Source organism: Streptomyces sp. NPDC055962, assembly GCF_042270185.1.
Lineage (GTDB): Bacteria > Actinomycetota > Actinomycetes > Streptomycetales > Streptomycetaceae > Streptomyces.
Window position 1 is genome coordinate 710166 of the sequence record NZ_JBHJYN010000001.1, and the last position, 23858, is coordinate 734023.

19 protein-coding genes are annotated in these 23858 nt (G+C 71.9%); 8 read left to right on the top strand and 11 right to left on the bottom strand.

Features of this window, described 5'->3' with window-relative positions; translation table 11 throughout:
* Window positions 1-68: 68 nt before the first annotated feature.
* From ACFC51_RS03160 to ACFC51_RS03175, 4 genes are all read right to left on the bottom strand, one after another.
* The gene (locus ACFC51_RS03160) at window positions 69-2330 is read right to left on the bottom strand and encodes an ABC transporter family substrate-binding protein (RefSeq protein WP_376526743.1); all 2262 of its coding nucleotides are present in this window, start codon (window positions 2328-2330) and stop codon (window positions 69-71) included.
* Between the two features lie 198 nt (window positions 2331-2528).
* Window positions 2529-3080: an isochorismatase family protein gene (locus ACFC51_RS03165; RefSeq protein WP_376526746.1), complete on the bottom strand. Its 552-nt coding sequence runs from the start codon at window positions 3078-3080 to the stop codon at window positions 2529-2531.
* 85 nt (window positions 3081-3165) lie between these two features.
* A complete protein-coding gene (locus tag ACFC51_RS03170) occupies window positions 3166-4482 on the bottom strand; it encodes an MFS transporter (RefSeq protein WP_376527055.1) in 1317 nt (438 codons plus the stop codon).
* Window positions 4483-4592: 110 nt separating this feature from the next.
* On the bottom strand, window positions 4593-5060 hold the full coding sequence (locus ACFC51_RS03175) for a MarR family winged helix-turn-helix transcriptional regulator (protein ID WP_376526749.1): 468 nt from the start codon (window positions 5058-5060) through the stop codon (window positions 4593-4595).
* A 197-nt stretch (window positions 5061-5257) separates the two neighbouring features.
* On the opposite strand from ACFC51_RS03175, the gene ACFC51_RS03180 reads away from it, so the two are divergent.
* Window positions 5258-6313: a LacI family DNA-binding transcriptional regulator gene (locus tag ACFC51_RS03180; protein ID WP_376526751.1), complete on the top strand. Its 1056-nt coding sequence runs from the start codon at window positions 5258-5260 to the stop codon at window positions 6311-6313.
* 191 nt (window positions 6314-6504) lie between these two features.
* Here ACFC51_RS03180 and ACFC51_RS03185 read toward each other — a convergent pair whose 3' ends face one another.
* Window positions 6505-7482 (bottom strand): acetylxylan esterase, encoded by a 978-nt coding sequence (locus tag ACFC51_RS03185; protein ID WP_376526754.1) that lies wholly within the window; start codon window positions 7480-7482, stop codon window positions 6505-6507.
* Window positions 7483-7724: 242 nt separating this feature from the next.
* On the opposite strand from ACFC51_RS03185, the gene ACFC51_RS03190 reads away from it, so the two are divergent.
* From ACFC51_RS03190 to ACFC51_RS03220, 7 genes are all read left to right on the top strand, one after another.
* Window positions 7725-8972 carry a sugar ABC transporter substrate-binding protein gene (locus tag ACFC51_RS03190; RefSeq protein ID WP_376372304.1) on the top strand — a complete coding sequence of 416 codons (1248 nt, stop codon included), beginning with the start codon at window positions 7725-7727 and terminating at the stop codon, window positions 8970-8972.
* 2 nt (window positions 8973-8974) lie between these two features.
* The gene (locus ACFC51_RS03195; protein WP_376372301.1) at window positions 8975-9961 is read left to right on the top strand and encodes a carbohydrate ABC transporter permease; all 987 of its coding nucleotides are present in this window, start codon (window positions 8975-8977) and stop codon (window positions 9959-9961) included.
* Window positions 9958-10827, top strand: a complete 870-nt coding sequence (locus tag ACFC51_RS03200) for a carbohydrate ABC transporter permease (protein ID WP_376372298.1) — start codon at window positions 9958-9960, stop codon at window positions 10825-10827. The genes ACFC51_RS03195 and ACFC51_RS03200 overlap by 4 nt, the downstream gene beginning before the upstream one ends.
* An 86-nt stretch (window positions 10828-10913) precedes the next feature.
* Window positions 10914-12116: a glycoside hydrolase family 1 protein gene (locus ACFC51_RS03205; RefSeq protein WP_376372295.1), complete on the top strand. Its 1203-nt coding sequence runs from the start codon at window positions 10914-10916 to the stop codon at window positions 12114-12116.
* A 179-nt stretch (window positions 12117-12295) separates the two neighbouring features.
* Entirely contained in the window at window positions 12296-13765 is a 1470-nt protein-coding gene (locus ACFC51_RS03210) for a glucoamylase family protein (protein WP_376526756.1), read from the top strand.
* Window positions 13766-13867: 102 nt separating this feature from the next.
* The gene (locus ACFC51_RS03215; RefSeq protein WP_376527057.1) at window positions 13868-15961 is read left to right on the top strand and encodes a TPM domain-containing protein; all 2094 of its coding nucleotides are present in this window, start codon (window positions 13868-13870) and stop codon (window positions 15959-15961) included.
* A 56-nt stretch (window positions 15962-16017) separates the two neighbouring features.
* Entirely contained in the window at window positions 16018-16731 is a 714-nt protein-coding gene (locus ACFC51_RS03220) for a PspA/IM30 family protein (RefSeq protein ID WP_376372290.1), read from the top strand.
* A gap of 46 nt (window positions 16732-16777) precedes the next feature.
* Here the strand turns inward: ACFC51_RS03220 and ACFC51_RS03225 are convergent, their stop codons facing one another.
* From ACFC51_RS03225 to ACFC51_RS03250, 6 genes are all read right to left on the bottom strand, one after another.
* On the bottom strand, window positions 16778-19348 hold the full coding sequence (locus tag ACFC51_RS03225) for a SpoIIE family protein phosphatase (protein ID WP_376372416.1): 2571 nt from the start codon (window positions 19346-19348) through the stop codon (window positions 16778-16780).
* A gap of 193 nt (window positions 19349-19541) precedes the next feature.
* A complete protein-coding gene (locus ACFC51_RS03230; protein ID WP_376526758.1) occupies window positions 19542-19979 on the bottom strand; it encodes an ATP-binding protein in 438 nt (145 codons plus the stop codon).
* Between the two features lie 202 nt (window positions 19980-20181).
* The gene (locus tag ACFC51_RS03235; protein ID WP_376372284.1) at window positions 20182-20586 is read right to left on the bottom strand and encodes a (deoxy)nucleoside triphosphate pyrophosphohydrolase; all 405 of its coding nucleotides are present in this window, start codon (window positions 20584-20586) and stop codon (window positions 20182-20184) included.
* 32 nt (window positions 20587-20618) lie between these two features.
* Window positions 20619-20801 (bottom strand): SPOR domain-containing protein, encoded by a 183-nt coding sequence (locus ACFC51_RS03240; RefSeq protein WP_376372414.1) that lies wholly within the window; start codon window positions 20799-20801, stop codon window positions 20619-20621.
* A 203-nt stretch (window positions 20802-21004) separates the two neighbouring features.
* Window positions 21005-22726, bottom strand: a complete 1722-nt coding sequence (locus ACFC51_RS03245) for a purine-cytosine permease family protein (RefSeq protein WP_376372281.1) — start codon at window positions 22724-22726, stop codon at window positions 21005-21007.
* 202 nt (window positions 22727-22928) lie between these two features.
* Window positions 22929-23681 carry a GntR family transcriptional regulator gene (locus tag ACFC51_RS03250; RefSeq protein ID WP_376372279.1) on the bottom strand — a complete coding sequence of 251 codons (753 nt, stop codon included), beginning with the start codon at window positions 23679-23681 and terminating at the stop codon, window positions 22929-22931.
* Window positions 23682-23858: the final 177 nt, after the last annotated feature.

The following is a 23858-nucleotide window of genomic DNA, read 5'->3' on the forward strand; positions in this document are numbered from 1 at the left end:
GCCCGCCGGGGGCTCCGGCGGGCAAGGGAGTTGAGCTGTATCTGAGCTTCGAATACGCCTTTGACCTGCTACTTCTTCCGATTCGCGGGGGAACCTGCCGCTTCACGGCCGGTGAAGCCGATGTCCTCGTAGCGAGGGGCGGCGAAGCCGAAGGCGCCGATGTTCGCCAGTTTCTTGTCGACGGCGACCAGCTGTGGCCTCTGATACAGCGGAATCGATCCTGCGGCTGCCCAGATCCGGGCGTCGGCCTGCTTCAGGAGGTCCCTGGACGCGTTGGCGTCGAGCTCGGAGACGGCCCGGTCGAAGAGCTGGTCGATGTGGTCCGACCCGACCCGCGTGTAGTTCTGCTCGACGAGCAGCGACCCGTCGGTGGCGGGCTCCGGCTTGGCGAAGATCGGCCGGCCGTCGGTCGCCGGGTAGGCGGTGGCGGGCCAGGAGTACAGCGCCATGTCGTACGCGCCGGACGCGATGTGGTCCTTGAAGTAGCTGTCGTCGTCGACCTTGGTGACCTGCGTGCTGATGCCGATCGAGTCCAGCATCGCGACGATCTTCTCCCCGACGGCGCGCAGCGACTGCGAACCGGGTCCCGAGGGCAGGACGAAGCGGAGGCTCAGCGGCTTGCCGCCCTTGCCGAGCCGGTCCTTGACCGAGACGGGGGCCGGTGCCGCGGTCCCCGCAGGGGCGTAGGCACCCGCGGCACCACCGGGACGCTTGTCCTGTGCGGTGACCTCGGCGTCGCCGGCCCGGCGCTCACCCGGCTTGTCGTCGCCGACGACGTAGGTCCCCTCCTCGCGCGAGGCCTTCTCGTCCTTCTCGGCCTTCTCGTCCTCGGCCTTCCCGTCCTTCTCGGACGCCTTCTTCTCCTTGTCGGCCGTACTGCCGCCCTTCCCGGACGCCTTCTTCTCCTCGGCCGCCTTCTTCTCGGCCTCGCTGCCCGCCTTGGTGTCCTCGGTCTTGCGGATCGCCCCGCCCACGGTCCATCCGGCGTCGGCCAGCAGCGCCTGCGCCTCCTTGGTGTCCCGGTCGCCGAGCGCCCCGCTGCCGTCCTTGTAGGCGGGCTGCCCGGCCAGCGCGAGGTGGCTGCCGGGCGGCTTCGCGGGCAGGCCGAGCGGCTTCAGCACGGTGTCGGCGAGCTCCTGCCGGTCCAGGGTGCGGGCGATGGCGCGGCGCACCCGGTCGTCGGAGAGGGGCCCGGACTCACCGTTCAGCGCCAGCTGCGTGTACGCGGGCTCCAGGGACTTGCGCACGGCGAAACCGCTCAGCGACTTCTGCTCGGCCGCGTACACGGCGACGGCTTCCCTGCTCTTCTCGCGGGCGGCCTGCGCCGTCTCGGCGGCCTCCTCGTCCGAGCCGTGGGCCAGCGCCCAGGAGCGCAGGGCGGAGGCCGGGGTGATGTCGGCGCCCGGTCCGTGGGCGGGGGGCTGCCCGTTCCCGCCCCGGTAGCGGGCGGCCTGCGTGATGCTGTTCGCCGCGGACGGGTCGATGTCGGCGACGTCCACCGTGCCCTTGGTCAGCGCCTCGGTGCGGTCCTCGGGCCCGACGGCCCGGAAGACCAGGGACTCGAGTTTGGCCTCGTCGCCCCACCAGCGCGGGTTCCGGTCGAGCACGACCGTCCCCTCGGCCTTGCTCACGCTGCGCAGCCGGAAGGGGCCCGCGGTGTTCTTGAGGGTGGTCCGCGCCCCGTCGTTGAAGGTGCCCGGGGACCCGGTGACCTCCTTCGGGTACAGGGGTGAGAAGAGCGAGCGCCAGTCGGCGTACGGCTTCGAGAACGTGACCCTGACCTGGAGGTCGTCCTTGCCGCGCTCGATCTTCTCGATCCGCTCGTACCCCGCGTTGCGCGCGGTCCAGAAGGCGGAGTCCTTGCCGCTCAGCGCGCGCCACTGGGCGACGAAGTCGGGGGCGCCGATCTCCCGGCCGTCGCTCCACACGGCCTGCTGGTCGAGCTTGTAGAGCACGACCTGCTTGGGCTCCTGCTCGATGACCTCGGCCGACTCCAGGTAGTTCGGGTTGAGGCGCGGCTCGCCCCGCGCGTCCATCGAGAAGAGGGAGGGCAGGAGGGCGCCGGTGATCCGCGTGGTCGCGCTGTCGGCGTCCGCCTGGAAGGCGTTGAGGGTGGCGGGGACCGCGTCGATCGCCCAGGTGAGGGTCGAGCCTTCGGTGACCCGGTCCCGGGAGGCCGGGGCGATGTCCTGCGGGACGGCCACCGAGGCGGGGCCCTCGCTGTCCGAGGTGCAGCCCGCCAGTACCGGGATCGTGAGCACGCCTGTCGCCAGGAGCGCGACCGAGCGGCGCTTTCGGGCCGTCCCGCGCGGGACGCCGACGTGGGCCATGGCTGATACCTCCGGGGCCGGCCCGGTCCACCCCGTACCGGAATGGACCGGATGATGCGTTCTGGTGGCATTTGCAGTTGATCAGATTGATTCGCTGATCCACTGAACGCACCGGTACGCGCGGGAGGCGGCAGACACGGCCGGTGGGGCCGCACACGTCACCCGTGCGGCCCCGGTTCCGGCACCGGCCCGGCGGTGTCAGCCGAGCAGCTCGATGATCGCCGCGGTGGTGCCGGTCTCGCCGAGCCTCGGGAAGATCTTCTCGACGCTGTTGCCGTGGGCGGCGGCGTCCATGTCGGTGACCGCGTCGGTGGCGACGGTGACGTGGTAGCCGTGCTCGTGGGCGGCGCGGGCGGTGGACTCGACACCGATGCTGGTCGCGATGCCGGTCAGCACGACCTGGGTGATCCCGCGGCGGCGCAGTTCGAGGTCCAGGGCCGTGCCGTGGAAGGCCCCCCACTGCTGCTTGGTGACGACGATGTCATCGTCGTGCGGGCCGAGCTCGGGCACGATCTCCGCCCAGTCGGCCGCGGGCTTGCCGGACGGCGCCTTCCCCTCGTTGCGGCCGGGGGCGCCGCCGGTGACGCGGACCAGGAAGACCGGGAGGCCCTTGGCGCGGAACGCGTCGGCGAGGGTCGCCGAGCGGGCGACGACGTCGCCGGCCGGGTGGGCCGTCGGAAGGGCGACGATGCCCTTCTGCAGGTCGACGACGACGAGTGCGGTCCGGGGGTCCAGGACGGTGGCGGTCATGTGCGTACTCCTTGAGGTGCTGTCGGTCAGGTGCGTGCGCGCGGGGGCGCGCGGGGGTGGGGTCGGGGGGGGCGTGGGGCCGGGCTCAGGCGCGGACGCGCAGGGAACGGTCCGTGAGCGTCAGGACGGCCAGCAGGACCGCCAGGACGACGGATACCGCCGCCATGAGGTGCAGTCCGGCGTCGGTCGCCGCGTCGGCGTAGGCGAGGGCGATCAGGCTGGACGCCGTGATGGCCCCGATGTACTGGGCCGTGCGCTGGAGCCCGGCCGCCGCGCCGATGCCGTCCGGGGGCGCGTACGCCTGGACGGCCGCCTGGTTGCTCGTCCCGATGAGACCCTGCGGGGCGCCGAAGCACGCCCCGGCGAGCAGCAGCACGGCCAGCGGGGTCTCGCCGGTGAGGAACAGCAGGACGCCCGCGCCGGCGGTGAGCAGGAGGCAGGCCACGGTCAGCGGGCCGCGCAGGCCCTTCGTGCGGGCCCCGAGCAGCGAGCAGACCAGCGCCGTGACGGACATGGGCAGCATGAGCAGCCCGGTGTGGCCGGAGGAGAAGCCGCGGGCCTCCTCGAGCCACTGCGTGTAGCCGTACATCACGCAGTAGATGAGGAGATAGCTGAGCCCGTGGCGCACGTAGGTACGGAGCAGGGGTCCGTTGCGCGCCAGCATCCGGACGTCGATGAACGGCTGCGGGGTGCGCAGCTGCCGGCGGACCAGGACGGCCGTCAGCACGGCGAAGGGCGCGAGCAGCCACCACTGGGGGTGGGCCAGGTCGAGCAGGAAGAAGACGAGCAGCGTCAGCGCCGTGGTGAACAGGCCTATGCCGAGAGGGTCCAGCGAGAGCTTCGGCGTGCTCCCGTCGGCGGACCGTCCGCGCGGCGGGTCGGCCGGGACCCAGAGCAGCGCGGCGCCGAGGGCGAGCAGCGCGATCGGCACGTTGACGGCGAAGATGCCGCGCCAGCCGACGACCGACACGAGCAGTCCGCCGAGCGCGGGGCCGACGGCGGCGCTGCCCAGGGCTGCGAAGGAGAGCCTGGCGAGCACGGGGCGCGGGGTGGGCCTGCCGAGGCGGCGCGACTCGTCGCGCAGGACGGCCATGGCCGCCGGATAGGCGGCCGACGTACCGATGCCGAGCAGCAGGCGGGAGACGATGAGCGTGCCGAATCCGGGAGCCAGCGCGCCGACCAGCCCGGACGCGATCACGACGACGAGACCGGCCAGGAAGACCCGGCGCGGGCCGAGGGTGTCGGCGAGCTTGCCGAGGACGGGCTGGGCGACGGCGCTGGCGAGGTAGAGGACGGAGATGAGCCAGGCGGTGTCGGCCGCCCCGATGCCGAAGGAGTGCCCGATGGACACCAGGGCCGTGGAGATCATCGTGGTGTTGAGCGGGTTGAGCAGGGAGCCCATCAGCAGCGGCGCCGTGAGCCGCCCGCTGAATCCGGGCCCCGGCTCCGCCGGGCCCGCGGAGGGGGTTCCCGCCACGGGCGCGGCGGGGCTCAGGTCCGTGCCGTACCGGGTCACTTGTCGACCAGCCGGCCGATGAGCCCGACGGCCTCGGCGAGCGCGCGGCGCTCCGCCCCGTCCAGCTCGGCGGCGATCACTTCGGCCAGCCAGCTCCGCTTGGCGGCCCGCACGTCCGCGAGCGTGGCGCTCCCCGCCTCGGTGACGGACACGACCGACTTGCGGCCGTCATCCGGGTCCGGTGCGCGGGTGACGAACCCCTGGCTCTCCAGCGCGCCGAGGGTCAGCCGCATGGACTGGGGCCGCACCAGCTCGGCCCGGGCCAGCGCCGCCGTGGTGGCGGGGCCGCCGTCCTCCAGCCTGGCGAGGACCGAGCGCTGCGAGGGGGTGAGCAGGCTGTCGGCCGACGAGCTCCGCAGCCGCCTGAGCAGCCGGCCGACGACGGCCGCGAGATCCGTGGCCACGCGCTCCGCCCCCGGATCGCCGGGGTGCTGCGGCTGGGGGGTCTCGGACGTTTCGGACATGCTCCCCACCGTAAAGATGGACAGGACATCTTGCAAGGCAGCCTGTCCATTATTGGGCAAAGGCCGGACGACGCGCGGTACGGGGGTCGCTGTTGCCCGCCACCGGGCCCGCGATCTAGGGTGAATGCGCTTTCAGAAGAGGGCCCCCACCGGCAGGCAGCCGGTGGTGCACGGAGAAGAAGCGGACGGTCGGTCGAGTGAGCGCCCCTACGGTGTACGACGTCGCCGAGCGGTCGGGCGTCTCGATCGCCACGGTTTCCCGGGTCTACCGCAACCCCGGCTCCGTGCGCGCCCAGACGCGGGAGAGGGTTCTGGAGGCGGCCCGCGAGCTCGGCTACGTGCCGAGTGGCAACGCCCGCGGACTGGCCAGCCGCACCACCGGCGTACTGGGGCTCTGCTTCCCCGATTACGCCGATCCGGACGCCGAGGCGGACGCGGAGACCGACAGCGGGGCCGACGACGCGGCGATGCTGTACTCCGACCAGATCATCCGCGGGATGGAGCGGGCGGCCCGCCGCCACGGGTACGCCCTGCTGATCGCCGCCTCACTGGAGGGCGGGCCGGAGAGCCTCGTCGCGAAGGTCGCGGGCCGGGTGGACGGCTTCGCCGTGCTGGCGCAGACCGTGCCGACCGAGGACCTCGAGGTCATATCGCGCCGGCTGCCGGTGGTGATGCTCGCCGGCCCCCGCGAGATCGACCACCTCGACCACCTCGTCGTCGCGAACGCCGCCGGGGAACGCGAACTGGCCCGCCATCTGATCGAGGACCACGGGCTGCGCCGGCTCGCCTTCGTCGGGGGCGGCCCGGAATCCCCCGACGCGGAGGCGCGGTTCCGCGGCTTCCGGGACGCGTGCCGCGACGCGGGGCTGCCGGTCCCCGGCGCACCGGACCTGCGAACCGGGATGATGACCCGGGCCGAGGGCGCGCGGGCGGCCGAGACACTGCTCGACCGGGGTACCGAGCGGCCGGACGCGATGCTCTTCGCCAACGACCAGATGGCGGTGGGGGCGCTGCGCGCCCTGGAGCGGCGCGGGGTGCGGGTGCCCGAGGACATCGCCGTGACCGGCTTCGACGGGATCCCCCTGAGCCGGATCGTGCGCCCCTCGCTGACGACCGTGCGGCAGCCGATCCGGCAGCTGGGCGAGCAGGCGGTGGAGTTGCTGGTGCAACGCCTGGCCGACCCGGGCCGCCCCCCGGTCTCGCTGGAGCTGCCCGTCTCCCTGGCCCGCCGCGCGAGCTGCGGCTGCGGCTGACCCCACGCGGCCCGGGAGCGGGTACGGCCCACCCCACGCACCCAGGGAGCGGGTACGGCCCACCCCACGCGCCCCGGGAGCGGGTACGGCCGGACTCGGAGGGGCGGAACCGCTCCCGCCGAACGGCCCGGAGCCCCTCGGAGCCTCGGCCCTGCCCCAGGACGCCTCAGGACGCCTCCCCGGGCACCCCCTCAGAGCCACTTCCCGAAGAAGACCTCGCGTCGCGCGGCCAGCGCGGCGCTCTCCTCCGCCCGCCCCTCATGGGCGAAGTGGCCCGCCCTCAGCACCATCAGCTCCCGGTGCCCCGGCAGCGCGTTGTGCACGGCGAACTGCCCCGGCGGCGGCACCGCCGGGTCGAACAGAGCCGCGGCGACCAGGGTCGGCAGCTCCAGGCGCGCCGCGGCCGTCGCCGCGTCGAAGTACCGCAGCACCTCCGTCACCTCGGGGTGCTCGCGGTGATGGGCGCGCACGGACTCGCCGCTGCCGGAGCAGGGCAGGGTGAGCCGCAGCGGGTGGCTGCCGAAGGTCGGCACGGTGAGCTGCGCGGCGCCGAACCTCTCGTCCCAGGGCAGCGCGAGAGCGCCGAGACCACCGCCGAGGCTCTCCCCGAGGAAGCCGAGGCGGCCGGGTCCGGCGAGCCCGGGCAGCACTTCCTGGAGCGCCGAAGCCGCGCACCACAGGTCGGCCACGCAGGCGCCGATGACGTAGGTGTCGCGCGAGCCGATGCCGTGCAGGACGTGTCTGGCTGCCTTGTCCGGGACGCCGGGCAGCCTGCTCCGGGAGCCCATGCCGCGTACGCAGGGAAGGATCGCGGCCGCCCCGGGCAGGGGCAGCGGCACGGCGGGGCCGGCCGACTGCCGGCCGCCGTATCCGTGGCCGATGACGAAGCCGTGCTCCGCCGGGCCCTCGGCGGGCAGCGCGAGCCAGCCCCCGAGGCGTACGCCGCCGACGGACGTGAAGGTCACGCCGTGCACCCGGACCCCGTCGCGCTCCTCCTCGACCGGCCCCACCACGGGAGCCGTGGCGACCGCGCGGGCCTCACGGTGCCGCGCCTTCCAGAACGCGTCGAAGTCCTCGGGGGCGTCGTCGGGCGCCGGTATCCGCACCAGGTCGTCGAGCGTCCGGCCGTGGGCGGGGTCGAACGGGTAGTCGTGTGCGAACGGAGCCATGGCCAGGACAGTAATCGGCCACCGAGCGAGCTCCGAATTCCGCCAAACATGCGGAATCGGTCACATCCACTTCAAATCCGCAAACGGCGTGCTTACGGTGCCACGACCGGACCTCCAGGTGTCGAGCGCGTTGCACGAGTGTGACGCAGCACCCCCTTGCGGATTCCCGAACGACTGCCGCAGAGTGATGTATGCGCTTACAGGCAGCGCATACATTCGGATTGCTCGAGGAGGAGCCCTCCATGTCCCGCACCGCCAGAACCGCCTCCGCCGCCGTCACCGTGGCGCTCGCCCTCGGCCTCTCCGCCTGCGGGAGCTCCGGTGGTGACGACGTCGCCGCGGACGCGAAGCAGACGCTCACCGTCTGGGCCATGGGGGCCGAGGGCGAGAAGCTCGCGGAGGTGGCCGAGGTGTACGAGAAGGCCAACCCCAACGTCACCGTCAAGGTGACCCCGGTCGGCTGGGACGTCGCCCACCAGAAGCTCGTCTCCGCCGCCGCGGCCGGCACCATGCCGGACGTGGCGCAGATGGGCGGCAGCTACATGGGAGAGTTCGCCGAGCTCGGCGTGCTGGAGCCGGTCGACACGAAGACCTTCGACAAGAAGGACTTCTTCCCTGCCGGCTGGGACCAGGGCGAGGTGGACGGCACCGCGTACGGCGTGCCGTGGTACGTCGACACCCGGGTCCTCTACTACCGCACCGACCTCGCGAAGAAGGCCGGCGTCGACAAGGCGCCCGCCGACTGGCAGGAGATGCGGGACCTGGCCGGCGCATACCAGGAGAAGGCCGGCACCAAGTGGGGCCTGTCCATCCAGCCCAGCGGCCTGGACACGGTGCAGAGCTTCTACTCCTTCCTCTACTCCGCCGGCGGCACGATCCTCGACGACGAGGGCAAGGCGGCCGTCGACAGCCCCGAGGCGGTCAGGGCGCTGGAGGAGTACGGCACGTACTTCGAGAAGGGCCTCGCGGACAAGTCGCTGCAGCCGGGCTACGACGTCGTGAAGGACTTCGGCAACGGCCGGGTCCCCATGTTCTTCGGCGGCCCCTGGCACGTCACCCTGCTGGACGAGGGCCAGCCGCAGATCAAGGGCAAGTGGGCCGTGGCCCCCGTCCCTGCGGACAAGACCTCCGCCTCCATGGCGGGCGGCTCCTCCCTGGTGGTCTCCAAGGACAGTGAGCACAAGGCCGCGGCGACGGAGTTCGTCAAGTACCTCACGGACACCGAGGGCCAGGCCGACTGGTACGAGCGCACCAAGGACCTCCCCGCGAACACCGCGGCCTGGGACTCCGGGAAGCTCGCGGACGACGCGAATCTGCAGGTCTTCAAGAAGCAGATGGACACCGCCAAGTCCTCGCCGGCCACGGCGCAGCTGACGGAGATCACGGACAAGGTCGACCAGGCGATCGCGAAGGTGACGCAGGGCAAGGCCTCCGCCGAGGACGCGCTGGGGACCGCGCAGTCCGAGATCGAAAGCCTCGTGAAGCAGTAGCCATGGGCACCACGACCTCGACGGCCGCACAGCCGGCCACGGTGAAGGACGGCCCCGGGGCGCTCCCGCCCCGGGCCGCCCGGGACGGCCGGCGCAGCGGGAAGCGCTCGATGGGCGTGCAGAACGCGGCGGGCTGGCTGTTCTCCATGCCCTTCCTCGTCCTGTTCACCGTCTTCATGGCGTTCCCGATCCTCGCCACGCTGCTGATGAGCTTCACCGACTTCGGGCTGCGCAACGTCACGCGCCCCTGGGAAGCGAACTTCATCGGCTTCGAGAACTACACCGAGCTGTTCGGCGACGAGAAGTTCCTCAGGTCGCTCTTCAACACGGCGTACTTCGTCGTGGTGGGCGTCCCGCTCACGATCGCGATCGGGCTGGTCGTCGCCGTACTGCTGAACAACGGCATCGACCGGGCGAGGACCTTCTTCCGGGTCGGTTTCTACGCCCCGGTGGTCACCACCATCGTGGCCGTCGCCGTGGTGTGGCGGTTCGTGCTGGACCCGAGCGACGGGCTGATCGCGGGCCTCTTCTCCGAAGTGGGCCTCACCGCGCCGGACTTCCTCGGCTCGGAGGCGCTGGCGATGCCCTCGATGATCGCGATGGCGGTCTGGCGCAACGTCGGTACGGTCATGGTGCTCTTCATCGCCGGCCTACAGGCCATTCCCACCGAGGTCCGTGAGGCCGCGCGGCTCGACGGCGCCGGCGTGTGGCAGGAGTTCCGGGGGATCACGGTGCCGCTGCTGCGGCCGACGCTCCTCTACGCCACGGTGATCACCACCATCGGCTACCTCAACGTCTTCGAGGAGCCGTTCGTGATGACCCAGGGCGGGCCGTCCGACTCCACGCTCACCGTGTCGCTGAACATGTACCGCGAGGGCTTCAACTTCTTCCACATGGGCTACGCGAGCGCCATGGCGTACGTGCTCTTCGTGGTGATCATGGGCATCACGGTGCTGCAGCTCCGACTGCTGAAGGACAACACCAAATGACCGTCGGCCAAGCACCCGCGCGCACGGCTCCCACGGGCCCGTCCCGGAACCTGAGGCGTCCCCTGGTCTACGTCCTGCTCTCGCTGGGCCTGCTGATCATGTCGGCGCCGTTCCTCTGGATGGCCGTGTCGTCCTTCAAGACGACGAGCGACCTCTCGGCCAGCCCTCCGGTGTGGATCCCCACCGAGTGGACCCTGGAGAACTTCCGGCAGCTGCTCGACAAGCTGGACCTGCCGCTCTACTTCATGAACTCCGTGATCGTGGCGGTGCTGGTCACCGTCTCGAACCTGGTCTTCTGCTCGATGCTCGGGTACGCCCTGGCCAAGCTGAGGTTCGTCGGCCGCAACAAGATCTTCGGGGTCGTCCTGGGCGCCCTGATGGTGCCCGGGAACCTGATGCTGCTGCCGCTGTTCGTGCTGATGAGCAAGTTGAAGCTGATCGACTCGTACGCCGGTCTGGTCCTGCCCTTCGCCGCCGGGGCCTTCGGGGTCTTCCTGATGCGGCAGTTCATGCAGTCGATCCCGGACGAGCTGCTGGAGGCGGCCCGGATGGACGGCGCCGGCGAGTGGTACATCTTCTGGCGGATCGTCATGCCTCTGGTGAAGCCCGCGCTCGCGACGCTCTCGATCTTCACCTTCCTCGGCTCGTGGAACAACTTCGTCTGGCCGCTGATCGCGACCAACGACCCCGACAAGTACACCCTCCCGGTGGCCCTGGCGACCTTCGCCACCGACCCGAACAAGGCGGGCGGCTCCAACGGCATGCTCATGGCCGGGGCCTTCCTGGTCGTACTGCCGGTGCTGATCCTCTTCATCGCCCTGCAACGGCACTTCACCCAGGGCATCGCCACGGCCGGCATGAAGTAGCCCGCCCTGCGCACGCACGCCCGCACCCGAGGCCGCACCCCGCACCGCGGCCGCACCCCTCTTCACGCACAGAAAGACACTCCGCGATGACGCACGCCCCCGTCCCGTTCCCCGAAGGCTTCCTGTGGGGAGCCTCCACTGCCGCCCACCAGATCGAGGGCAACAACACCAACAGCGACTGGTGGGTCAAGGAGCACTCCACCGGCACCCACATCCAGGAGCCCAGCCTCGACGCCTGCGACAGCTACCACCGGTGGCGCGAGGACATGGACCTGCTGGCCTCCCTCGGCTTCACCGACTACCGGTTCTCGATCGAGTGGGCGCGTATCGAGCCCGCCGAGGGCCGGTTCTCCCGTGCCGAGCTGGCCCACTACCGCCGCATGGTCGAGGGCGCGATCGCCCGCGGGCTGCGCCCGATGGTCACGCTGCACCACTTCACGGTGCCGCAGTGGTTCGAGGCGCGCGGCGGCTGGACCGCGGACGGCGCCACCGAGCTGTTCGCCCGGTACGTCGCCGCCTGCGCGCCGGTGATCTCCGAGGGCGTCAGCCACGTCTGCACGATCAACGAGCCGAACATGATCGCTGTCATGGCCGGCCAGGCGAAGCGCGGCGACATCGGCTTCCCGCCCGCCGGACTGCCCACCCCGGACGACGAGACGACCGAGGCGGTCATCGCCGCGCACCACGCCGCGGTGAAGGAGGTCCGGGCGATCGACGCCGGGATCCAGGTCGGCTGGACCATCGCCAACCAGGTCTACCAGGCCCGTCCGGGCGCCGAGGACGTCACCGCCGCCTACCGCGGTCCGCGCGAGGACGTCTTCATCGAGGCCGCCCGCGGCGACGACTGGATCGGCGTCCAGTCCTACACCCGTACGGAGATCGGCGCCGACGGCCCGATCCCCGCGTCCGGCGACGTGGAGCGGACGCTGACGCAGTGGGAGTACTACCCCGCCGCCGTCGGGCACGCCCTGCGCCACACCGCCGAGGTCATCGGTGCCGAGATGCCGCTGATCGTGACGGAGAACGGCATCGCCACCTCCGACGACACGCGCCGCGTCGACTACTACACCGGCGCGCTGAACGAGGTGGCGTCCGCGATCGAGGACGGGCTGAACGTCCGGGGCTATCTGGCCTGGAGCGCTCTGGACAACTACGAGTGGGGCTCGTTCACGCCGACGTTCGGCCTGATCGGCATCGACTGGGAGACCTTCGAGCGCACCGCCCGCCCCTCGGCCGAGTGGCTGGGCTCCCTCGGCCGCTCCCGCGAGCTGCCCCGCACCGCCGGCTGAGACCGGCCCCCGACAGGGATCGCCTGACGGCTCCCTGCGGTGCGGGAGCCGCCGTCACCTGACCGGCGGCGGCTCCCGCACCCGCGCCCCGCACCACCCGCCGCGCCTGTGCGGCGCCGCGCCCGGAAACGCTGTCCTGCTCACCGTCGCAGTCGATGTCTCTTTCCCGAGAGGTTCCGATGGACCGTCGCACGTTTCTCACCGCAGCAGGGACCGGGGCCGGTCTCTCCCTCGGAGCGCTCACCGCTCCCCACGCCACGGCCGCACCGGCCGGCCGTGCGGACTCCGGACACGACGGGCTCCTGGCCTGGTTCCGCGGCACCTACCGGTCGATCGAGGCCATGACGACCGGCTTCGGTCTCACCGCCGACAAGGCCGACCTCAGCGGCGCGGCGCCCGTCGTCTCCCGCCAGACCTCGCCCACCGACATCGGCTGCGGCCTCTGGTCGGCGGTGGCCGCCGGAGGGCTGGGCGTCATCGGCGGGGCCGCGATGCTCCGCACCCTGGAGCGGACCGTCTCCGCCGTCGAGAAGCTGGAGCGCCACCACGGTTTCTGGCTCAACTGGTACGACGCCCACGACGGGTCGGTGCTGACCCGGTGGCCCGGCAGCGGCGACCCCGTCCGCCCGTTCCTCTCCTCGGTCGACAACGCCTGGCTGGTCACCGGTCTGCGGATCGCCGCCGACGCCGCGCCGTCGCTGCGTCCCCGCATCGCGCGGATCCTCTCCACCGCCGACTGGTCGTACTTCTACACGCCGTACGACCCGGCCGACCCGGTGGCCGGGCCCGGGCAGCTCCGCGGGGGCTTCTGGACCGACACCGGGGAGCCCACGGCCCACCACTACGGCGCTCTCAACACCGAGCCCCGCATGGCCAGTTACCTCGGCATCGCGGACGGCTCGCTGCCGCCCGAGCACTACTGGCACCTGTTGCGCACCATGCTGCCCGAGCACGAGCAGGAGCAGGTCCCGAAGGGCGCGTACACCGTGTCGCACGGCGTGCGCGTCTGGCAGGGTCACTACACCCACCGCGGACGGAAGATCGTCCCCACCTGGGGCGGTTCGATGTTCGAGGCGCTGATGGTTCCGCTGTTCGTGCCCGAGCCGGAGTGGTCGCCGCGGTCCTGGGGCCTCAACCACGAGCGCTACGTCCGCGGCCAGATCGAGCACGGGCTGCGGGAGGCGGAGTACGGGTACTGGGGCTTCTCCCCGGCGAACATCCCCCAGGGCGGCTACCAGGAGTACGGCGTCGACGCGCTGGGCATGCAGGCCGACGGCTACGCGTCGAACACGGACCGCACGTACACCACGGACGGCGCACCGCTGCCCGGCCCGTCGGCCTTCACCCACGGCGTGGTCACCCCGCACGCGTCGTTCCTCGCGCTGCCGTACGCCCGCCGGGAGGCCCTGGCCAACCTCCTGGCACTGGAGCGTGACTTCGGCGCGTACGACGAGGGGTACGGCTTCCGGGACTCGGTCGACGTCGGCACCGGGCGGGTCAGCGACTTCGTGCTTGCGCTCGACCAGGGCATGATCGCGGCGGCGCTGGCGCAGGAGCTGAGCCCCGGACTGCTGCAGCGGCCGTTCCGGACGGGTGGCTTCCGGTCACGGGTGCGCCCGCTGCTCGCCGCGGAGCGCTTCAGCATCTGAGCGCGATCTTTCGGATCCGGGGAGCCCCCACCGGCCGGGTCGCGGGCGGACGAAGGCGGACATAGCCTCCCACATGTGACGCCGCCTGCGAGCCGTACCGGGATGTCCCGGCCTTCGATATCCGGCAGGGTCCTCGCCGCCGCCCTGACGGCGGTGCTCTGGATCGCCCTGCCGGGCGGCCGGGACGCCCGGGCCGAGGACCCTGTCACCCTGTCCCGTGACGGGCAGATCACCGACAAGGTCAGGGCTCTCGGCGACCGCGAACCACAGGTCGAGGCCGCCCTCGACCGTCTGTTCGAAGAACGGCAGGTGCAGCTGTTCGTGGCGTACGTCCGTGACTTCTCCGGACGCGATGCCCAGACCTGGACCGACGAGACGGCGAACCGCAACGGCCTCGGCCAGGAGGACGTGCTGCTGGCGGTGGCCACGCACGACCGGCAGTACGCCTACTCCGTCGACCAGGGGTCGCGGCTCACCGACGCCCAGCTCCGGGACGTGGCGAACACGGCGATCGAGCCGGCGCTGCGGCAGAACGACTGGGCCGGGGCCGCGATCGGCGCCGCCGACGGCTACGCGGCGGTCCTCGCCGGCGACCCCGTACCGACACCCGCCGTCACTCCGGGCGCGGCGGATCCCGGAGGCACCGACGGCGGCGCGTCGGTGAATCTGATCGTGCCGCTGGCCGTGGTCGTCGTCGCGGGAGCGGTCGCCTTCCTCGCCTTCACCCGTCGCAGGCGGCGTGCGGCGACCCGGACGACTCCGGCGGCCGGCGGCTGGGGCAGTGGGGGCCGAACGGCGGCCGAGCCCCCGGTCCCGCTTCCGGAGCTGGACGCGCGGGCTAAGGAGGACCTGGTCGACACGGACGACGCCGTGCGCACCAGCGAGGAGGAACTGGGCTTCGCGACGGCCCAGTTCGGCGAGGAGGCCGCGGCCCCGTTCGCCGAGGCGGTCGCGCACGCCGGGAACGAGCTGACGGCGGCCTTCCGGCTGCGGCAGCAGCTGGACGACGCCTTTCCCGAGGACGACACGGCACGGCGCCGCATGCTCGACGAGATCATCAGCCGCTGTGCGGACGCCAACGGGCGCCTGGACGCCGTGTCGGAGGACTTCGACCGGCTGCGGGCCCTCGAACAGACGGCGCCGCAGGCGGTGACCACCGCCGAGACCGCCTTCCGCGAGCTGATCGCACGGGTCTCCGCCACGGAGACGGACCTCGCCGCGATGCGCGGACGGTACGCGGACTCGGCCACCGCTCCGGCCGCCGGGGACGTCGAACAGGCCAAGGACCGGCTGGTCTTCACCACCTCCGCCCTCAACCGGGCCCGCCAGGCGGTGGACAGCGGGAACAACTCCGAGGCCGCGGTGTACGTACGCGCCGCCGAAGGAGCCATCAAGCAGATCTCCACCCTGGTGGACGCGGTCGGCCGGCGGGCCGGGGAGCTGGCCGAGGCGGCGGGGAAGCTGCCGAGTGCTCTCACGGAGACGGAGACGGACCTGGCCGATGCCAGGGGGCTCCTGGACGGGACCCCGGAGGGGGTGCCGACCGCGGATCTGCGGGGCAGGGTCGCCCGCGCCGAGGCGGTGGTCGCGGACGTGAGGGGCGAGACCGCCTCCGGACCGTACGACCCCGTCGACGCGCTGCGCCGGGTGGAGGAGGTGGATGCGGCGCTGGACGAGGCCTTGGCCGGGGCGCGCGAGCAGGAGCACGGCGACCGGCGGGCCCGCTCGCTCCTCGACCAGGCGCTGCTCACCGCCCGGTCGGCGATCGGCGCGGCGGCCGACTACATCACCACCCACCGGGGAGCGGTCGGCAGCCAGGCCCGCACCCGGCTCGCCGAGGCCCAGCGGCGGTGGGAGGGGGCCGGACAGCTGTCGGAGGGCGGCGACCCCCAGGCCGCCCTGGCCGAGGCGCAGCAGGCGGACGCGCTGGCGGCGCAGGCGCGGAGCCTCGCCGAGCAGGACGTACGGGACTACGGCGACCGCGGCGGCTTCGGCGGTCCGCGCGGCGGTGGCGGGACGGGCGGCGCCGTGCTGGGCGGCATCATCCTCGGCGGACTGCTGGGCGGCGGGCGCGGCGGCATGGGCGGTGGCTTCGGCGGCGGCTTCGGCGGGTCCGGGGGCGGGTTCGGAGGGGGGCCGGGCAGCTTCGGCGGTGGGGGGACCCGCGGCCGGCGGGGCGGCGGAGGCCGCTTCTGACAGTGCCGCCGGTCACCGGCTTTCGTACGACGAGATCTCGCACAAGGAGAGGTGCCATGAGCAAGCAGACCGTACTCGGCCGCGTCACCCAGCTGGCACGCGCCAACATCAACGCCCTGATCGACCAGGCGGAGGACCCGCAGAAGATGCTGGACCAGCTGATCCGCGACTACACGGACAACATCGCGGAGGCCGAGCAGGCGGTGGCCGCCACCATCGGCAACCTGCGGCTGATGGAGGAGGACCACCGGGAGGACGTCGACGCGGCCAGGGAGTGGGGCCAGAAGGCGCTGGCCGCCAGCAGGAAGGCCGACGAGCTGCGGGCCGCGTCGGCGGGCGCGGAGGCCGACACGTTCGACAACCTCGCGAAGGTCGCTCTGGGGCGGCAGCTCCGGTCGGAGCAGGAGGCGAAGACGGCGGAGCCGACGATCGCCTCGCAGACCGTGGTGGTGGACAAGCTGAAGTCGGGCCTGGACCAGATGAAGGAGAAGCTGACGCAGCTGAAGTCCAAGCGCGACGAACTGGTCGCGCGCGCGGCCTCGGCCCGGGCGCAGAACCGGATGATGGACGCGGTCAAGAGCATCGACGTCATGGACCCGACGAGCGAACTCGGCCGCTTCGAGGACAAGGTGCGGCGCGAGGAGGCGCGGGCGGTGGGCAAGCAGGAGCTCGCCGCGTCGTCCCTGGACGCCCAGTTCGAGCAGTTGGACAGCCTCGGGGACAGCGCGGAGATCGAGGCCCGGCTCGCCGCCCTGAAGTCCGCTTCGTGAGCGGAGCCCGCTCCGGGAGGCGGCCGGGATCTCCTCGTACGCCCGGTCAGTACATGCTCAGCAGCTGCTCCACGGAGAGCTCCGGGGCGGGCTCTCCGTCGGGCAGCGCCAGCTCGAACCAGACCGTCTTGCCGCGCGGGGTGCGCCGCGAGCCCCAGGCGGCGCTGAGCAGGCCGACCAGTTGCAGTCCGCGCCCGCCCTCGTCGGTGTCGCGCGCACGCCGGCGCCGCGGCTGGACGAGGCCCGCGTCCCAGACCTCGCAGACGAGGGTGCGGTCGCGGAGCAGCCTGAGGCGGATCTCGCCCTCGCCGTAGCGCAGGGCGTTGGTGACGAGCTCGCTGACGAGCAGTTCGGTGGTGTCCACCAGGTCGTCCAGGCCCCAGGCGGTGAGCTGCTCGCGGGCCAGCTCCCGGGCGCGGGCGACGGACCGCAGCTCGCGCGGGAGCCGCCAGTCCCCCACGGCGTCCGGTGCCAGCCCTTGGATACGGGCCATCAGCAGGGCGATGTCGTCCTCGCCGTGCCGGGTGTCGAGGGTCGACAGCACGTGGTCGCAGACGTCCTCGAGCGGCTGGGACGGTTCGGCGAGTGCCCGCCGGAACGTGTCGAGGCCCTCGTCCAGCGGATGGTCGCGGGACTCGACGAGCCCGTCGGTGTAGAGGGCGAGGAGGGACCCCTCCTTGAGCTCCACCTCGACCTCCTCGAAGGGTTCGCCGCCGACGCCGAGCGGCATGCCCGGCGGTACGTCCAGGAGCAGCGCGGGCTCGCCCGGTTCGGCGACGACCGGGGGGAGGTGTCCGGCGTTGGCGAAGGTGCACCGCCGGGTGACCGGGTCGTACACCGCGTAGACGCAGGTCGCCAGGTAGACCTCGGAGAGGTCGGCCTCGCGCGACTTGTGGGCGGCCCGGGAGGGCCACTGGGCGCCGCCGCCCGCGCCGAAGCCGTCGCTCCGCTCGCCGCCGCCCGGGGTGCCGAGACCGCGCGCCACCTCGTCCAGGGCGGAGAGCACCTCGGCGGGTTCCAGGTCCAGGAGGGCCAGCGTGCGTACGGCGGTGCGCAGTTCGCCCATCGCGACGGCGGCCCGCAGTCCACGGCCCATCACGTCGCCGACGACCAGGGCCGTGCGGTGTCCGGGGAGCTCGATCACGTCGAACCAGTCGCCGCCGACCTCGGTGGCCGTGTTGCCCGGGAGGTAGCGGCAGGCGATGTCGAGGCCGGCGGCCTCGGGGTCGCCCGGCGGGAGCAGGCTCCGCTGGAGGATCAGCGCCCGCTCGTGCTCCCGGCGGTAGAGGCGGGCGTTGTCGATGCAGACGGCGGCGCGGGCCGCGAGCTCGGTGGCCAGGGCGCGGTCCCGCTCGCCGAAGGGCTCGCTGCCCTTGGTGCGGGAGAACTGGACGAGGCCGACGACGACGTCGTGCGCGACCATCGGCACGGCGAGGGTGGAGTGCACGAATCCCCGCTCGTCCCCCGGCACGTCCTCGGCGCGCCCGGTGCGCAGGGCGACGGCGCAGGGCGAGTGGAAGGGGTAGCGGTGGACCGAGCCCAGGGCGGGCTGTCCCGGGTCCTCCCCGGCCTCGGCGCCCGCGCCGGGGAGGCCCGCCGGGAGGGCGTCGGAGACGGCACTGGCATGGGCCACCCTCCGCAGCTCCGCCGAGCCGGTGCCGGATTCCTGGTGGTGCCCGCCCCAGCTGGCGGGTGAGGCCTCCTCACCGGTGAGCAGCCCCTGGTACAGGTCGACGGAGGCGAGGTCGCAGAAGCCGGGCACGGCGACGTCGAGCAGTTCGCGGGCGGTGGTCTCCAGGTCGAGGGAGTTGCCGATGCGCGCGCTGGCCTCGTTGAGCAGGGCGAGGTTGCGGCGGGCGCTGGCCGCCTCGCGGGCGGCGATGTGCCGCTGCGTGACGTCGGTGGCGAGTCCGGCGATGCCGACGGGGCGCCCGGACCCGCTGTGCACCCGGTAGAGGTTCATGGACCAGTGGCGCCGGCCCGGTGAGCCGGGCGGAGTGCCGACGAGCTGCAGGTCGGTGACCGCGTCACCGGTCTCCAGCACCCGTTCGAGCGTGGCGGAGAGACGCTCGGCCTCGGGGCGGGCCAGGTAGTCCCCGACCGTGCGGCCGCGGTGGTCGTCGGCCTCGCCCCCGAAGACGGTGGCGAAGCGCTTGTTGGCCCGCACGACGGTGAAATCGGTACCGAAGAGGACGAAGCCGAAGGGAGATTGACCGAAAATCGCCTGCGAGGCGGCGAGGTCCGTCTCGATGCGCCGCAGCGCTCTGACATCGACGACGATGCAGAGGGCGGCACGTTCACCGGCCCCCGTCTCGCTCGGCATGACGTAGATCTCGGCGAGACCGCGGACCGCGTTCTCGCCCGGGATCCGGAACGGGACGAGGCCCGTCCACTCCTTGCCGTCGAGTATCTCGCCGACCCGCCTGTGCGCGCCCGGGCGCAACTCGGCAGGCATGAAGGCCTCGACCGGGTCCTTGCCCACCACCTCGGCGGAGGTCATGCCGAAGAGGCCGGCGGCCCGCCGGCTCCACTGCTCGATCAGCCCGTCGGGCCCGATCGAGAATGAGGCGACCCTGATGTAGTCATAGATCGAGCCAGGCGGGCTGCTCTGCCACATGACGTCGCCCGCTGTCCCAGGTATCTCGCTCACGCGACCGTCCCCTCCAGCTCACACACCGGACCGGTCCTGCCCGCAGTATTCAGCACTACGGGCCTCACCGGCACGGCGTTCACGATCACAGCACGGTCTCAGTACCTTTCAGCCAGGTTCTGCCCGACCTCCGGTGATCGCTGTGCGTCCCTCCACACTCCTAACCAGGCAGAGCGAGCTCGAACCACACGGTCTTGCCGCTCTTTCCGCGCCGGGTCCCCCAACGACGTGCGGAACAAGCCACGAGCTGCAGCCCGCGCCCTCCTTCGTCCTCGGGTCCGGCCGTGCGTTCGGTGGGCGGATCCGGAACCGGATCGGAGACCTCCACCAGCAGACCGTGCCCGTGGGCCCCCTGGGCGGACCCGTCACCGCCGGGACGCGGCCGCACCAGCCGGACCCCGATGGGCCCCGAGGCGTAGCGCAGGGAATTGGTCACCAGTTCGCTGACGAGCAGTACGGCGAGGTCGCCCACCGAGGCGTCGTACCCCCAGGAGTGCAATGCGTCACGGACCGCGTGCCTGGCGCTGCGCACGGAGCCCGGCACCGCCGGAAAGCTCCACTCGGCGCAGTCGCCGTCGGTATCGGTCACGCCGATCACTTCCCAGGGCCGGCAGCAAGGGCGCGCCCTGTCCAAAAGGGCCTAACCGGCACATACCCGATAAATGACTCAACCTATCGCACACCGTGGCGCATGGTGCGTACGGGTGCACACCACCCGTGGAAGCGGAAGGGGAGATCGGGCACGCCGGAGGAGGGAACACGGCGTCAGCAACCCCCCGGGCGCCGGGCGGGGGCGCGGCTCAGCCTCGCGACGCCTCCCGCAGACGGCGTACCGCCTCGGCCACGGCCGGGCGGTCCTGGTCCAGCCAGTCGACGGTGTCCGTCTCGTCCAGGGGGAGCCAGCGCAGCTCGTCGTGGTCCTCCAGGGGCGCGGGCTCGCCCGACAGCAGCCGGACGGTCCAGACCCGGAGCACGTAGCCGGGTTTCAGGGGCCACTCCCCCGGGACGCGCTCCAGCGGCTCCGCCTCCACGCCGAGCTCCTCGCGGAGCTCCCGCACGAGCGCCTGCTCGCCGCTCTCCCCCGGCTCCAGCTTGCCGCCCGGCAGCTCCCAGCGCCCGGCCAGCTCCGGCGGGGCGCTGCGGCGGGCGGCCAGGAGCCGCCCGCCGTCACAGACAGCTCCGGCCACCACCACGGAATCACTCATGTGCCGGAGCGTAGCCGGTGGTCCTCCGCCCTCTACGGGTGCGCACTCCGGCTCGTTCGCTCCACCCAGTAGAGCTGCTTGTGTCCGTGCCGGTCGAGGCCGTCCGCGATCTTCTGTGCCTCGTCCTGCGTCGCATAGCGGCCGACGCGGTACCTGTTGCCGTTGTCGTCCTGTCTGATCACCAGCCAGGGGAGCACGGCGCCGCTGTCCGTCATCGCATCCCTCTCCGGCATCTCGCCCCTCTCCCCACTGGCGTGCACGTCTCTAAGGATCCCCAGGAAACCGCAGTACGCATATGCCCGAGCGTACGCCTGACCTTCACTCAGCGGATGCGTGTTTACACAAAGAGACACGCATCCGGCCACACCAAAGGGGGCGCACGCTCCCGAATGCGCCCCCTTCGCCCGCGCCGGCCGGTTCAGCCGGCCGGGTTCCGTACGGTCGGCAGGGGCATCAGCACCGGGCCTGCCGCCGGTTCCGTGCGGCAGACGTCCCCGCATTCCGCGTCCAGCGAGCAGCACAGGGAGCAGATCGGGCCGGACTGCACCGGGCAGTCCGCGATGTCCGGCAGTTCGTAGGCGGTCTCGCAGACGGCGCAGGTGTGGGTGGCGGTGATGTCGGCGATCTCGACACCCGGGCCGTTCACCGGGTTCGGCCGGGCGAGGTAGTACTTCCCCTTCGTCAGCCAGGCGATCAACGGGCAGAGGATCAGGGACAGCCCGGCCGCGATGAAGGTGGAGAAGGCCTCGGCGTACCGGCCGAACAGCCCGAAGAAGGCGAGGATCGACACGGTCGACGCGATCACCATCGCCCCGAAGCCGGCCGGGTTGACCGCGTGGAGATAGGCGCGCTTGAACTCGATGTAACGGGGGCTCAGCCCGATCCGCTTGTTGATGACGAGGTCGGCGGCGACGGCCGCGATCCAGGCGATGCCCACGTTGGAGTAGAAGCCCAGCAGCTTGTTGAGGGCGGCGAACATGTTCATCTCCATCAGCGTCAGCGCGATGACGAGATTGAGGAAGATGTACCAGACCCGGCCCGGGTGCCTGTGCGTGATCCGGGAGAAGAAGTTCGACCAGGACAGCGAGCCGCTGTAGGCGTTCGTCACGTTGATCTTGATCTGGGAGACGATCACGAAGAGGGCAGCGGCCGGGAGCGCGAACGAGCCGAGCCACGGCTTCAGGGCCTCGATCTGCGGGGCGATCGGCTCCAGGGCGTGCGTCTTGCCGACCGCCTCCAGCGCGACGAAGGCGAGGAAGGCACCCCCGAGCTGCTTCGCGGCGCCGATGATGACCCAGCCGGGTCCTGCGGCGAGGACGGCGAGGTTCCACCGGCGCTTGTTGGCCTCGGTCCTGGCGGGCATGAAGCGCAGGTAGTCGGCCTGTTCGCCGATCTGGGCGATGAGCGAGAGCGCGACACCCGTACCCAGCCCGAAGGCGATCCAGGAGAAGCCCGGGCTCGCCCCCTCCGTGCCCGTGAAGGATCCGAAGGCACCCCAGGAGTCCGGCGCTTCGAAGGCGAGCACCACGAACGGCAGCACCATGCCGATGATCCAGACCGGCTGGGTCCAGGCCTGCACCTTGGCCAGCGCGCCCATGCCCCGGAACACGATCGGGATGACGATCAGCGTGGTGACCAGGTAGCCGACTTCGACGGGGAGCCCGACGGCCTGATGCATGGCCTGCGCCATGATCGAGCCTTCGAGGGCGAAGAAGATGAAGGTGAAGGACGCGTAGATCAGGGAGGTCAGCGTCGAGCCGAAGTACCCGAAGCCCGCCCCCCGGGTGACCAGGTCCATGTCCAGGCCGTACTTCGCACAGGCCCGGGCGATCGGGACACCTGTGAGGAAGATGATCGCCGCCGCGGCCAGGATCGAGGCGAACCCGCTGGTGAATCCGTAGGTGAAGACGATCGACGCACCGATCGCGAAGTCGGCCAGGTACGCGATGCCGCCGAGCGCCGTCCCCGCGACCATCGAGGGCGACCAGCGCCGGAAGGAGTGCGGCGCGTAACGGAGCGAGTAGTCCTCGCGGCTCTCGTCGGCCGCGAGCTTGGCGTAGCTGCGTCGGGGCGCCCCGGGGCCTTCCTGCGGCTCCGGTCGCGGCGCCTCGCCCGTCATGGGCGGTGCGATGTCCGTCATCGGTGACTTCCCGTTCGTCGGTCCGGTGTGCGGTGACCCACGGGAAGTTAGAGTTTGGACATGACAAGCTGTGACGGCGGACGGTTGCCCGCCTGTTACGGGGGGCGCGGGAGCGTTAACTCCGGATCACGTGCGGCGGACAGCGTGTCGCCCCCAGCGGTCACCGCGGCCGCCCCACCTGTCACCACCGCCTCCCCAGCCGTCATTTGACGGGCAGATGGTAGGCAATCCGGTAGCGGTCGGCGGGGACCACGACGTCAGCCGTCTCGACCGCGCGGCCCGACGCGTAGTACGTCCGCCCGATCACCATCACCACATGCCCCGGCACGCCGCCGAGCGCCAGGAGCTCCTCCGCCAGCCCCGGGCGCGCGCCGACCTCCTCGGCGACGTTGTCCACGACGACGTCGATCGCCGCCATGCGGTCGACCACGCCGCAGCCGCCGAGGGGGCCCTCCTCCGGAAGCATCACCGGGGTGCGCCCCGTGACGGCCAGGGGCTCCCAGGACGTGGAGAGCATCATCGGCTCACCCGCCTCCCGGAAGACGTACCTCGTGCGCATCACCCGGTCGCCCGGCTCGATCCCGAGCCGCTCGGCGATCTCGGCGCTCGCCCCCTCCTGCTCGCTGCGGGACTCCCAGGTCCCCCGCACCCCTTCCGCCGTCTGCTCCTGGCGGAACGGGCTGGCACCCGCCCCCGGCCGGTATCCGGAGCGGGCGATCCGGCGCGGGACCGGACGCGCCCGCACATAGGTGCCCGAGCCCGACCGCCCCTCGACGAGGCCCTCGGCCATCAGCACCTTGCGCGCCTCCAGCGCCACGGTGTCCGAGACCCCGTACTCCTCGCGGATACGGGCCTGCGACGGCAGCCGGGTATGAGGCGGCAGCGCGCCGTTGACGATCTTCTCCCTGAGATCGCTCGCCACGCGCAGATAGGCGGGCTGCTCACCGAAAGGCACAGGCCACTCCCAACAGGTTGACAGACAGCGACAGCGTGGCAACCGTGGGTTGAGAACCGCAAGCAGGGGCCAGAGTTTCACTCGAAGTGATGATTCCTCGCCCACCTGCGCATACCTGGCCGAGGTATCCGCGGACGGTACGCGACCCCTTGACCGTTTTTGGTCCAGACCAATACC